General features: G+C 65.0%; 13 protein-coding genes. 9 read left to right on the forward strand and 4 right to left on the reverse strand.

What is annotated here, in order from left to right:
• Window positions 1–107 precede the first annotated feature (107 nt).
• The 7 genes from FBR43_RS12130 (at window position 108) to FBR43_RS12160 (ending at window position 5,553) form a co-directional block, all read left to right on the forward strand.
• Window positions 108–386, forward strand: coding sequence for a hypothetical protein (locus FBR43_RS12130; protein WP_136943362.1), 279 nt, complete (start codon window positions 108–110; stop codon window positions 384–386).
• Window positions 383–823 (forward strand): Spy/CpxP family protein refolding chaperone, encoded by a 441-nt coding sequence (locus tag FBR43_RS12135; protein WP_169542597.1) that lies wholly within the window; start codon window positions 383–385, stop codon window positions 821–823. Before FBR43_RS12130 ends, FBR43_RS12135 begins: the two co-directional genes overlap by 4 nt.
• On the forward strand, window positions 820–1,383 hold the full coding sequence (locus FBR43_RS12140) for an RNA polymerase sigma factor (protein ID WP_136943363.1): 564 nt from the start codon (window positions 820–822) through the stop codon (window positions 1,381–1,383). The genes FBR43_RS12135 and FBR43_RS12140 overlap by 4 nt, the downstream gene beginning before the upstream one ends.
• A 156-nt stretch (window positions 1,384–1,539) precedes the next feature.
• On the forward strand, window positions 1,540–3,405 hold the full coding sequence (locus FBR43_RS12145; RefSeq protein ID WP_136943364.1) for a copper resistance system multicopper oxidase: 1,866 nt from the start codon (window positions 1,540–1,542) through the stop codon (window positions 3,403–3,405).
• Window positions 3,402–4,616, forward strand: a complete 1,215-nt coding sequence (locus FBR43_RS12150) for a copper resistance protein B (protein WP_249276571.1) — start codon at window positions 3,402–3,404, stop codon at window positions 4,614–4,616. The genes FBR43_RS12145 and FBR43_RS12150 overlap by 4 nt, the downstream gene beginning before the upstream one ends.
• 74 nt (window positions 4,617–4,690) lie before the next feature.
• Window positions 4,691–5,053 (forward strand): DUF305 domain-containing protein, encoded by a 363-nt coding sequence (locus FBR43_RS12155; protein WP_136943365.1) that lies wholly within the window; start codon window positions 4,691–4,693, stop codon window positions 5,051–5,053.
• A 53-nt stretch (window positions 5,054–5,106) separates the two neighbouring features.
• Window positions 5,107–5,553, forward strand: a complete 447-nt coding sequence (locus FBR43_RS12160) for a DUF411 domain-containing protein (protein ID WP_394344050.1) — start codon at window positions 5,107–5,109, stop codon at window positions 5,551–5,553.
• A 37-nt stretch (window positions 5,554–5,590) separates the two neighbouring features.
• On the opposite strand, the gene FBR43_RS12165 is transcribed toward FBR43_RS12160, so the two are convergent.
• The 3 genes from FBR43_RS12165 to FBR43_RS12175 form a co-directional block, all read right to left on the reverse strand.
• Window positions 5,591–5,806, reverse strand: coding sequence for a hypothetical protein (locus FBR43_RS12165; RefSeq protein ID WP_136943366.1), 216 nt, complete (start codon window positions 5,804–5,806; stop codon window positions 5,591–5,593).
• Between the two features lie 545 nt (window positions 5,807–6,351).
• Window positions 6,352–6,690 (reverse strand): hypothetical protein, encoded by a 339-nt coding sequence (locus FBR43_RS12170; RefSeq protein ID WP_136943367.1) that lies wholly within the window; start codon window positions 6,688–6,690, stop codon window positions 6,352–6,354.
• Window positions 6,691–6,700: 10 nt separating this feature from the next.
• Entirely contained in the window at window positions 6,701–7,150 is a 450-nt protein-coding gene (locus FBR43_RS12175) for an SOS response-associated peptidase family protein (RefSeq protein ID WP_249276573.1), read from the reverse strand.
• 124 nt (window positions 7,151–7,274) lie between these two features.
• Between FBR43_RS12175 and FBR43_RS16210 the strand changes: the two genes are divergently transcribed.
• The gene (locus FBR43_RS16210; RefSeq protein WP_169542598.1) at window positions 7,275–7,883 is read left to right on the forward strand and encodes an SOS response-associated peptidase; all 609 of its coding nucleotides are present in this window, start codon (window positions 7,275–7,277) and stop codon (window positions 7,881–7,883) included.
• On the forward strand, window positions 7,880–8,311 hold the full coding sequence (locus FBR43_RS16215) for a DUF1810 domain-containing protein (protein ID WP_169542599.1): 432 nt from the start codon (window positions 7,880–7,882) through the stop codon (window positions 8,309–8,311). The genes FBR43_RS16210 and FBR43_RS16215 overlap by 4 nt, the downstream gene beginning before the upstream one ends.
• A 62-nt stretch (window positions 8,312–8,373) precedes the next feature.
• On the opposite strand, the gene FBR43_RS12185 is transcribed toward FBR43_RS16215, so the two are convergent.
• A complete protein-coding gene (locus tag FBR43_RS12185) occupies window positions 8,374–12,306 on the reverse strand; it encodes an ATP-binding protein (RefSeq protein ID WP_249276574.1) in 3,933 nt (1,310 codons plus the stop codon).
• Window positions 12,307–12,575: the final 269 nt, after the last annotated feature.

The following is a 12,575-nucleotide window of genomic DNA, read 5'->3' on the forward strand; positions in this document are numbered from 1 at the left end:
CAACCCTCGCCAATCCACCGAACCCGCATCCGTTCCCCACGTCTTGCGCCCGTGCGAGGGGCGGAGGAACATCGCGCGTAATGAACAAGGGCAAACGGAGTACCAGCATGAACACCGACCTGGATCAGGCGCTCGCGCGCTTGGCGGACATCGACGAACATCCCGGCCTCGCGACTATCGACGCCTCCGTGTTTAACGGCATCCGTGCCAACCGCACCAGCGTCGGCACGGGCCTCGGCGCGACCGCGCTGGCCGCGGTGGGCGCGATTGCGCTGGGGGCGGCATCCGCCGGGCCGCTGTCGACCCCGGCGGCGGCCGCTCCGCTGGACCCGTTCGGTATCGCCAATCCGTTGGCGCCTTCTACGCTCCTGCTGGCCGACCGGTGACGCGCGCGCGCTGGACCACGCTGGTCGCCTTCATCGCCTTCCTGGCCGCCATCGCCGGGGTGTTCGTCGGGCGCGTCCTCATCCCGTCACACGCGCCGCAGCAATCCGAACTGCACGCCCTTCTCCATCACGAGCTGAACCTGGACAACGGACAGGAAGCGCGTCTGGAACAGCTCGAGCAGCAGTTCGCCGGGCGGCGGCGAGCGCTCGAAGCGGAACTTCGCGCGGACAACGCCCGCCTCGCCGAGGCGATCGAGGCGGAGCACGGGAATGGACCGCGCGTCGCCGCGGCGGTTGACGCCTCGCACCGCGCGATGGGCGAGTTGCAGAAGGAGACGCTCGCCCACGTCTTCGCGATGCGGCAGATCCTTCGGCCCGAGCAGCGGGCGGCCTTCGACCGCGCGGTGACGAAGTCGCTTACCGCCGACGCGCGGTGAAGCCGGACCTAAGTCTGCTTAGCGACGGCGACCTTGCCGGCCGATCGGTCGCGGGGGACGACGACGCGTTCGCGGAAATCATGCGCCGACATCGCCAGCGGCTCTACCGGCTGATCCGCGCCAGCGTGTCCGATGCAGACGAGGCGCTCGACCTCGTGCAGGAGACCTTCATCTCGGCGCATGCGGCGCTCAAGCGCTTCGATCGCGACCGACCCATGGCCGCCTGGCTGGCTCGCATCGCGATCAACAAGTGCCGCGACTGGGGACGCCGGCGCGCCGTGAGGCGGCTGTTCGGGCTGCTCACGCCCGTCGAGGACATCGCCGACATTCATGCCGACGATCGCCCACTGCAGGATGCCGAGGTGGCCGACCGGGCCGAACTGACCCGCCTTAGTCGGGCAATTGCCGCGCTGCCCGCATCGCAGCGCGAGCCGCTGCTTCTCTGCTCGATCGACGGCCTCAGTCAGGCCGAAGCGGCGGGCATTCTCTCGATCAGCGAGAAGGCGGTCGAGACGCGCATCCGCCGTGCCCGCATCCGACTTGCCGAACTTCTTGGCTGAACGAACGGCGCGACTGCCGCTCGTTCGAAATTACATCCGCCCAGGGCTTGACCCTGACACGGTGTCAAACCCCATCTGTTCTCGGGCGGCGAGGGGTACCCCGCGTCGCGGCGTATAACCGGGGACAAGTTCCTCCAATCTGGAAGACGAATACACATGACCGCTCCCATCGACCGCCGCAGGCTTCTGCGCGGCGCAGCGCTCACCGGCGGCGGCCTCGCGATCACCGCGTGGATGCCCGCCTGGGCGCAGCGGACATCGGCCGGCACCGTGAAGCCGCTGCCGAGCGTGTCGGGTGAGGACATCACCCTGCGCATCGCGCATCAGATGATGTCCATCGATGGGCGGGAGAGCCACGCCATCGGCATCAACGGTACCGTCCCCGCACCGCTAATCCGTCTGCGTGAGGGCCAGAACGTCCGCCTGCATGTCGAGAACGCCCTCGACGAGGACAGCTCGATCCACTGGCACGGACTGATCCTGCCGTTCCACATGGACGGCGTGCCCGGCATCAGCTTCCCCGGCATCAAGCCGCGCACCACGTTCACCTACGAGTTCCCGATCGTGCAGTCCGGCACCTATTGGTATCACAGCCATTCGGGGCTGCAGGAGCAGCTCGGACACTACGGCCCGATCGTCATCGACCCGAAGGGCGTCGATCCGATCCAATCCGACCGCGAGCATGTGATCGTGCTGTCCGACCACAGTCAGATGCACCCCCACATCATCTTCAAGAAACTCAAGCAGCAGGGCGGCTACTTCAACTACCAGAAGCAGACGCTGGCCGGCCTGCTCGCCGGTAAGGACCAGTCCGCCAAGCAGCGGCTGGAATGGGGCGCCATGCGGATGGACCCCACCGACGTTTCCGACGTGACCGGCAGCACCTACACCTACCTCGTCAACGGCCATGGCCCGCGTGACAACTGGACCGGGCTGTTCCGCCCGGGCGAGCGCCTGCGCCTGCGGATCATCAATGCCTCGGCCATGACGACGTTCAACTTCCGCATCCCCGGCCTAAAGATGACCGTCGTCCAAGCGGATGGCCTCCCGGTTCGGCCGGTCGCCATCGACGAGATGCAGATCGCGGTCGCCGAGACATACGACGTGATCGTCCAGCCTTCAGACGAGCGCGCCTACACGATCGTAGGCGAGAGCGTCGACAGGTCGGGCATGGCGCGCGCGACCCTCGCGCCGCGCGAGGGGATGGCGGCCGCCATCCCGCCGCTTCGCCGTCGTCCGCTCGCCGACATGAAGGACATGGGCATGGGCGGCATGGATCACGGTTCCGGCGGGTCGATGGCGGGCATGGACCACGCCGCCATGGGCGATGCCAAGCCGGCTGCGTCGGCACCGGCCGCCTGTCCACCAGAACACGCCGCCATGGGTCACTGCACGCCGGCTGCCAGCGATGGCGCAGCCGGCGGCCAGCAGGCGGGCATGGACCACGGGTCGGGCGGCATGAACCATTCCATGCGGGACTTCTCGGTGGCGCCCGAAGTCAAGAAGACGCCCACCGTGCAGACGATCTCGCCGATGCCCCTCGACCGGATGGGCGAACCCGGCCAAGGCCTTGATGACGTCGGCCACAAGGTGCTGGTCTACACCGATCTCATGGCGGTCGACCGCAATCCCGACGTGCGTGCACCGGATCGCGCGATGCGCATCCATCTCACCGGCAACATGGAACGCTACATGTGGGCGTTCGATGGCGAGAAGCTAAGCGAAGTGAACAAGCCCATCCCGTTCCTCAAGGACGAGCGGGTGCGCATCACCCTGGTCAACGACACCATGATGGGTCACCCGATCCACCTGCACGGGCATTTCTTCGAGCTCGTCACGGGCCATGGCGAGTTCGCACCGCGCAAGCACACGATCCAGGTGCAACCCGGGGGGACCGCGACGTTCGATGTCACCACCGACGCGGTCGGTGACTGGGCGTTTCACTGCCACATGCTCTACCACATGCACGCGGGAATGATGCAGGTCGTGTCGGTCCGGCCGCGCGAGGGAGACACGAAATGAGCCTCGTCCTCGGCGCCATCCTCCTCGCTTCCTCCAGCCAGTGCACACCGGAGCACGCGGCGATGGGCCACTGCACGATGCCCGCAGCCGCCAAGCCGAAGGCGGCGATGCTCAAGGCAGCGCCGAAGCCGAAGGCGGCAAAGCCCAGGCCTGCGGCCAAGCCGAAGCGCAAGCCTGCGGCAAAGACGCCGACGCGTTCGGCACCCGCGCCAAGCCCGACTGCGGCACCGGTAGCCGCACCCGCCGACCCGTCGTGCCCGCCCGAACATGCGGCTATGGGGCACTGCGCGCCCAAGACCCCGGCTCCCGCCGCGCAATCCGTCGTGCCCCCGCCGGCTGCTACATCCGCAGCGGCAGCCGTGAACGATCCGGACTGTCCACCCGAGCATGCCGCCATGGGTCACTGCACGCCGAAGGCATCCCCGCCGGCCGGCACCCCGGCGTCGATGGGCACGGGGGGTACAGCGCTGCCGGCCGGGAACGCACCTGCGCCTGCGGCGCCCGAGGCGAATTACGCAGACCGGGTCTGGGGTCGCGAGGCCATGGCCCCCGCGCGCACGGCCATGCATCGGGAGCATGGCGGCATGTCCTTCTCCCAGCTCATGCTGAACCTCGCGGAGGTGCAGTTCCGAAACGGGCGGGACGGCTACAGGTGGGACGGCGAGTTCTGGTACGGCGGCGACATCAACCGGCTGACCATCAAGAGCGAGGGCGAGGGCACGTTCCGCGAGGATGCGGAAGGCGAGGTCCAGGCGCTCTATAGCCGCGCCATCGGACCCTATTTCAACCTGCAGGCCGGTGTACGCCAGGACTTCGCGCCCGGCCCGGACCGCACCTATGCCACGATCGGGTTCGAAGGCCTCGCGCCATATTGGTTCGACGTCGAGGGTGCGCTGTTCCTGTCCGACAAGGGCGACGTGTTCGGGCGGCTCGAAGGCTATTACGATCAGCGCATCACCCAGCGGCTGGTGCTGCAGCCGCGCGTCGAGTTCAACCTGTCGGCGCAGAACGTGCCGCTCAGCGGGTTGGGCTCGGGACTGACCGACGCCGAGGCCGGGCTTCGCCTGCGCTACGAGATCAAGCGCGAGTTCGCGCCCTATGTGGGCGTATCATGGGAACGCCAGTTCGGCGACACGGCGCGGTTCAGCCGGGCACGTGGCGAGGGCACCGGCGGGTTCAGCTTCGTGGCGGGCGTCAGGACCTGGTTCTGACGACGGCCGCGAGGGATGGCGGCAATGACTGCGTATCAAGACCGTGGCGGGGGCGATCACCAAGGAGCTTGACCATGAAAAAGGTTTTCACCGCCGCCGTCGCCATTGGCGTCATGGCGACCGCCGCAACGGCCCAGCAGCAGGACCATTCGGCCCACGCGAAGATGATGAAGCCTACGGCTGCCAACCCATACGGGCCTGCCGAGATGAAAATGCATGAGCGCATGATGGGCGCGGCGGGTGCGGATGCGACCGAGACCTGGGTACGCAAGATGATCGAGCACCACCGTGGCGGCGTCGAGACGTCCCAGATCGTCCTTCGAGAATCTCGCGATCCCAAGGTGCGCCAGATGGCGACGAAGACCGTCACCGACCAGAACCGCGAGATCGGCGAGCTTCAGGCGTGGCTGCGCAGCCACGGCAAGCGCGCCCAGTGACCCTCAATGCCTCTCCGTCCGGCTTTGGGGGCGGAGGGGCGAACCGTCAGGACATGCCCATGAACCGTCTTCGCTTGATCGCCGCCGCCTTCGCTTTCGCCATGCCCGCTGCGGCGATCGCTGCCGACCCGGTGCTGATGCACCGCGATCCAGGCTGCCCGTGCTGCGAGAAATGGGCGCAGCAGGTGAAGGCGCAGTTCGGCCGAGCGGTGCGCATCGTCGATGATGCGAAGCGCCAGGCATTCATGAAGCAGCGCGGCGTGCCTGCGGATCTCGCCTCCTGTCATACCGCGATCATCGACGGCATGACCTTCGAGGGACATGTGCCGATCGCGGACATGAAACGCGCCCTGGCAACCCGGCCGAAAGGCGTGAGCGGCCTCGCGGTCGCAGGGATGCCGATGGGTTCGCCGGGGATGGAGGTGCCCGGGATAAAGGCCGACCATTTCGAAGTGGTGGCGTTCGGGCCTGGTGGTCGGCGCGTCTTCGCGCGTCACTGAAACAAGAAGGGGAGCGCCTCGCGCTCCCCTTCCCTGCTTACTTCTTCGGCGCGCCCGACATGTCGTGGCCGGTGTGATCGCCGCCCTTCTTCATATCGTCGCAGCAGCAGGACTTCTTCCCGTCCTTCTCCTTGCAGCAGTCCTTCCCTTCCTTGCAGCATTCCGCGCCGGCCTTGCAGCAGTCGGCCGCAGCGAACGCGGATGTGGAGAGGGTGAGCGCGAACGCCGCGGCAATGAACTTGAACGTCTTCATGTGATTGGGTCCTCTTGATTGAGCTTGGTCGATTCAGGCGACCAGCTCTCGAGGCGGAGGCGGTGCCGGGCGCCCCCCCCAACCAACGAGCCGCTTGGCTCTGGCCTCGTGCGTGCTTTCTCGATCAGGCGCGCGGGATGCGCATGGCGTGGCCGCTGACGGCACTACGACGCAGCCGGTGGCGCAGACGACCTGATGATTCTGATGCGGTGCCCTGTCATCTGCCGGCCTTGCTGGCGGCGCGTCATGGCAGTCCATCGAAGCTGCAGCTTGCACACCTTGCATCGGCATCGGGGCGGGGGCGGCGGCAACACCGCATGCCGACATGATCTGAACCAAGGCGAACAAGCCGACCAGAAGCGGCATCAATGCTGGCTTAGAACGGAGGAGCGGCATTGCCGCTGCGATACGCCACAGATGGCGGATAAACAATGGAGCCTATCGAGCCCGGGCTATGATCGCGGCGAGGGCGCGGCTCTCACCAAGGCAGTTCCTCGATAAACAGGATCATCTCCTGGAAGCCGCCGGGCTCGAATATCACCCCGTCATCGCTCTCGCTGAGGGGAAAGCGCGACGCCGCCTCGATCACGGATTCTGCATCGGACTGGCGGGTGTGGATCGTGGGCGGCCGTCCACCTGACGAGCGCCACGATACGGGCATGCAGCGCAGCCGCGGCGTCATTCTCGGCGGACGCCTCCTCTGCGGCGAACGCCTGAAGCGCCAGCGCCTGGGCTACCGGCTTGTCACGGAGATCACCGCGGAGCAACGCCAAGCGCTCCAGCGCGCCTTGAAGCTGCGCAGCACTGACCGTCACGGCGTTGAGGCGCTCCATCGGACCAGCGATCAGCGTGACCGTAGCGATCTGCGATTGAAACGGAATCATGCCGGATCCTTCAGAATGCCAGCTCTGCCTGCCGGAGCTCAGGTTGACGCGGGGGGATCTCCTCGATCGCGAAGCTGCGCGGGGGCAGCGCCACGAGCAGTTCGTCCTGCGGTACGCTAAGGTCGAGCCACGCCATGTTCTGGCGGCGCAGCAGCACCGCGCCCTGACGCTCCTGGTAGAAGAACACGTCGGGATTGGCCTCGATCGTGATGACGGCGAAGCTCGTCGGCCGGCCATCGATGGGCGGTTGCCACACGCCGGCGAGATAGAAGAAGTTGCCGTCCTCGAGCGTGACGCGGAACCGCCGGTCGCCATTCTTGACCTGGAACTCGCTCGCTGGGACGAGGCAACGATGGGTCCGGAATTGCTTCCCCTCCGAGCGGAGGAACTTGAAGGGCTTTGCGCCGTCCTCACCGAGATGCATGCCCCACGCCGCCTCGATCATCTCGATCTCTTGCACGTTGTCCGGGTTTCGCCGGATGATGGCGCGACGGCTGCCGAGAGGCGCTTCCGACTCGAAGGGACTCGCTTTCATGGTGAGAACATAATGCGAACGAACCCGCGGCGCAAATCGGAGTATATCGATGTGCAATGACTACCGGCTCGAGGTCGACATTGCCTGGATCATGGAGGACTTCGACGACCTCAAGATCAAGATCGACCTGCCCGAGGGTACACCGAACGTGGCTGCCCGCGAGGACATCAAGATCACCGATGTGGCGCCGATCGTGCGCAGCGGCGCCAATGGTGGCGAACTCGTCAACCGACGCTGGAGCTGGCCCGGCCCGGGCGGCAAGCCGGTCTACAATTTCCGTGCCGAGGGCCGGCAGTTCGGTTCGAATCGCTGCCTGATCCTCGCCGACGGCTTCTACGAGTTCACCAAGCCCGAGGATCCCAAGCAGAAGCGCCAGGACAAATGGCTGTTCACCCTCGCCGGCCATCGCTGGTTCTGCATTGCCGGCATCTGGAGGGAGAGCCCGGTCGGCGAGGCCTTCACCATGCTGACGATCGAACCCGGCGAGGATGTAGCGCCTTACCACTCCCGCCAGATCGTGCCGCTTCCCCGCGATCGCTGGGCGGCGTGGCTCGACCCCCAGGTTCCCGCCGACAACGTGCTGGTTGCCCTGCCAAAGGGAAGCCTGGACGTGGTGCGCGTCTTTCCGCCGGCGCCCGCGCAGGCCGCGCTGCTGTGACCTTAGCCGACGATCTGTCGCTCGAGCGCTTCGTCGAAGCCCAGGAGCCGATCTATGCGACCGCGCTCGCCGAGATCCGCCGCGGCGCCAAGCGCTCGCACTGGATGTGGTTCATTTTCCCCCAGCTCGCCGGGCTCGGGCGCAGCGAAACGGCACGCTTCTTCGGCATCCGCTCACTGGCGGAGGCACAGGCCTATCTGGATCACCCCGTGCTCGGCCGCCGGTACATCGAGTGTGTCGGAGGACTTCAGGACCTCGGCATCAGCAATCCTGTCGCGGTCTTCGGAGCGGTCGATGCGATGAAATTGCGCTCGTCGCTGACATTGTTCGAGGCGGCGGGGCCAACGCCGCTGTTCGCGGCCGCGCTTGATCGCTGGTTTGGTGGCGAGCGCGATCCTTCAACATTGCAGCTAATTGCTCGACCGTAATTCGAAAGACTGGGCTTCGCCCGATTGCGGCGGCGCGTCTCCGCGCTCGGACTGAGCGTGCCTCAAAGGTCGTAGATCACCCCAATGACCGGTCGCGCGAATAGCATAACTGGCAGATCCGGACCCTCATCGACGGCCTCAGTAGCAATGACTGCAGAATCCCCGAGTCCGCCAATTGTCTCGAACTGTCGAAGGTGGGCTAGCCTACCGGATAGTCGCCGACCCACACGCTTGAAAATGCTGGTTCCATCATCCAGCGTCACTGCGATCAGCTCGCCTTCACGACCGTCGAGTTCCGCAGCCGTCAATCTAGCGCCACCCAAAATCGTCTGCCTGGGCAGCGCCAACGGCACCGCGCTGTCTTCCCGTACCCGGTAGGCGACCTCAATGCGGGCCAAAGCAGGGACGCTCTCGATAAGTGTCGCCTCATCGCGGCCCTCAGGCGGCGGCAGGTTCACGAAAAGCGCGCCGACGACGCGGTGAATTTTCATCGCGTGGCCATCGAACGTCAAGGTCGCCCGGCTTTGCTGGGGATCGGGCGCTTCCGCTGCGAGTGACAGGCCATCCCCGTTCGCCGGTCGCAGAAGTCGGCGCGCATAGGTTTGCTTTCCGCGACGCGCGACCACCAAATTATGATCCCTGCCCGGAGCAGGTTCGGACTCAACTATTGCAACGGCACCGGCGGGGATCGCGAATCCCATCGTGTTGTGCCGGACATAATAGAAGGTTTTGTCGGCAAACCAGGTGCTCGAGAACAGCTCACAAGCATCGTCTTGGCTGCCGCCGCTGGGCACCTGGCCGGTAAAGGCTGCGATATCCTGGCAAACTTCTATCTCGAACGCCGGGACGGCGGCGGGGCGCAGCGCTACGACGTTGCTAGGCTGCGCCTCCGTCAGTTTCTCGCGCAGCCGAAAACGTCGAAACTCCTCATGAACTTCCTCGACGCCGGTGCGAAGTCTCTTCAGGTCGGCATCGACGCGCTGGACATCCGCATAGCTGATGCTCGCCTTGTTGTGGTGCGATTCGTTGAGCACTCGGCGAGGTTCTGCCCCTGACGCCAACGCCGCATCCGCGCAAAACCGGGCGAGAACGGGACTCTGAAAAAGCTCGTTTGCCTTACCGTTCACTAGGCCCTTCAGGCGGTCGAACAGAGGGTTCAGCGTTGGCGCCTTGGTCGTGGTCGTATAAGCAGGATAGGTCGGGTCGTCGAACAGGTCGCCGAGCCGAGTCTCGAGATAGATTCGCGCCTCGTTCGCGTAATCCTGCGCATGCGGCGCACTATCGACATTCTTGGTGAACCCCTCGCGCTTCTTATCGAGTTCCTCCTTGGCGAGCGATGTTTCCATGGTCCGGCGCGACGCATGCACGGGATGGATCGCACGATGTTCGATCAGATCCTTGCCGCGGGCTTCCGCGACCAAGGTGCGGGCGAACGCGCGATCGTGTGTTGTCGCGATGACTTGGGCGTCCTTCTGCGCGAGCTTCGTCACTGCACCGGCCAGCCGCTGCCGGTTTTCCGCATCGAGCAGTTCCTGAGGGTCGTCCAGGACAAGCAGACTAAGACCACCACTGGTTTTAAGAACGTGCTCGCGGAACGCGAGAAAGAAGCCGAACAAGCCCGCGCGGAGGGCCGATGCGTTGGAGATATGCTGCGCTGGCGCCTGCACACCCTCGCGACCCACGTGAATATCGATCACACCCTTCGCGTCCATACTCGTCTGCTGCGGCGCGGGCGCGAAGGTGGTCGCGTTGCGATAGACCTGATCCCGCCAATAGTCTGCGCGATCGTGGAGAAGCTCGCGCAGTCCGTCGACCTGCGCCTGTGCGAGCGCTCCGATCGGGACGATCTCCGCAAGGGCGGCTGCCGTATCGGCGCCCGCCTTGATCCGGTCGGCCTTCCGCCGATGGCTGACCAAGCTTTTTGCCAATCGACCGGTTAGATCGATCGCCGCCGTCATCGGGGCGACGCCCTTGACGATGAATGCGAGCTTCTCGAGCTTGGCGCCGATTGCTTCACCGGCCCCGGCTTCATCGGAGGCACCGGCTCGCACGGAATTGAGGACCGCGAGGAGCGCTTCGCGGTGTGTCTCCATCCAGTCGATAAAAGCGAAAGCGCGGCCAATGCGCCCGAGCTTCACTTTCAGCGCGCTGGTACTATCCTCGAGGATCGCGGGAAGCGGCTGGACGGCGGGTTCTTCGAAAGCTGGCAGTGCGTCGATCGACGCGCTCACCAAAGATTCCGCGGCCGGTCGGAGCGCGCCGAGCGTTCCGGTGAACGCGTCAGTGGCGAACAGGTCATCGATCAGCCCGCTACGCAGCAGTTCGGCTGGGGTTTCGGGAAGATCTCGTTCGAGCTCGTTGCGCAGCACCGCTGGAAGATCGCGGGCCAACAGCCCGGTCCAATGCTCAACCCACTGCCGGATGGTCTTCGAGACTAGGGCGCTGTCCTTGCGAACCTGTTCGAGGTGATCGGAAACGCCGATGCCCGTGTCCGGATCGGTCACGCCGGCGAGTGACCCGCGACATACGGCACAGCTGTCGTCGCAATCGTCAGCGTGTTCCGTCTTCCATGCGGACACGCGCGCATACAATTGCGTCCGTCGCGCAAGCGTCGGGTTGTTCGCCAGTTCCGCCAGCTTTTCCGACTCCGTTCCCAGGTCCGCAAGCAGTTTGCGAGCGGCCTCACGGTCGCCGGAATCGAGCTTCAACCTTGCAAGGCGCTCGATACTGGGAAGCTGAGTGATCTTCTTGAGCTGCTCGATCGCCGGAGCGATGCCGTTTTCGAGGTCGGCGCGCTGCCCGGCATCTTCCGCGTCGAAACCGTCACCGAGGACGTCCTTGGCGGCGGCAAGCCCTTCCGCCTTGAGCGTTTCGAAGTGCCGGGTCAGCGCGTCGATCGCTTCGGCCGCTTTCTCGTTGGTGAGAAGCGGCAACGCGCCGTCGGGCGCCATCTCCGGAAAGGCGGCGATACGCTCCGCGAGGTCTTTGCGCTCCTGCAGGAACTGGGCCTCGATCCGCGTGAGCTCTTCATTGCGCTCGTTCGTGATCGGTCCACCGATGCGCACCGATGCCTTGCTTGCATGCTTGGCGAGATCGACCAGATCAGCGAGTCCGGTCAACTTGGCTACGGCTTGGCCTAGTTCGGATGCGCTGCCGACTTGAAGGAAGGGAAGCATCCCAGGCATCGTTGTGCCCATTCGAAACGCAATCGGATCGACGCCGAGTTCAGCGGGCAAAGGGGCGGTTTCGAGCAGCTTGCCGTTTTGCTTGCGTGACTGAGTTCGCCGTATCGACGGCAGGGCGTTTCCGTCTTCATCGACAAAAGTAAGTTCAACCCAGGTGTCGGCAGGAACCACCTTCACATCGGCATCTGGCGTCCACACGCCTCCGTCCGGCAGCGGCGTCACGGGCGTGAGCAGGTGCGCGGTAGCATCCGCGTCCCCGCGGTCGATCGTGCAATTGAACTCTTGGCCACCATCTTCCGGAAGTCGCTGCGCGCGCAGAATCTTCCCCGTGAGGCACCATATGATCGCGTTCGCGATCGAGGTTTTGCCCGAGCCGTTCCAGCCCTCGAACAGCGTGATCGGACGGTCCGGCATGAACACGAAATCTTCCGGCGGGTCCGCAACCTCCCCATAGGCGTGAAGTCCTCCGAAGCGATGGGCTACGACCTTGGCGAGGCGCAGTACCTTGCCGGTTCCGGCGCTCGATGCGGGTGGCGCAGGCATTGTCGGCGGAGACGCCGCGATGCTGTCGATCATCGCCTCGCAATCGGGTAGGCTGAGATTGCTCGCCCATTTAGCTCGACTGTTACGATACCAGTTGAGGACAGAACGCGCATGATCGGTCGATAATAGAAACGACTGCTGCGTCTCGGTCACGATTTGACGACCCGAAATCAAGTCAGCCAGCAGGATGTCGGTCGTCAAGAGGTGCAGTGGGCGCGTTACCTGTGGAATCGGCTCGACGGCGTCTGCCCCCAGATCTTCACCCACCTCTCATCCCCCTACTTCGAATATTGTCTTTCCGGCAGTGTGCGCTGGGACGCGTCGATTCGTCCAGCGAAGGCGGCCACTAAAAATCCGGATAAGACCCGACGGAAGATCTGAAGCTCACGGTTGCCTGATGGCAGCGTGGTGGAAGTTGCAGCCAATCCACGGGTGGAAGGGCGTCGCCGCTAACGAAAATTGGGCGACCGCAACGATCCTAGCCGATTCTAGGTGCTTGACGGCCACGTGGATTCTGGCGGAACATAATGGGAACG

Origin of the sequence: Sphingomonas baiyangensis (genome assembly GCF_005144715.1) — a bacterium.
In the GTDB taxonomy this organism is placed as follows: Bacteria; Pseudomonadota; Alphaproteobacteria; order Sphingomonadales; family Sphingomonadaceae; genus Sphingomonas; species Sphingomonas baiyangensis.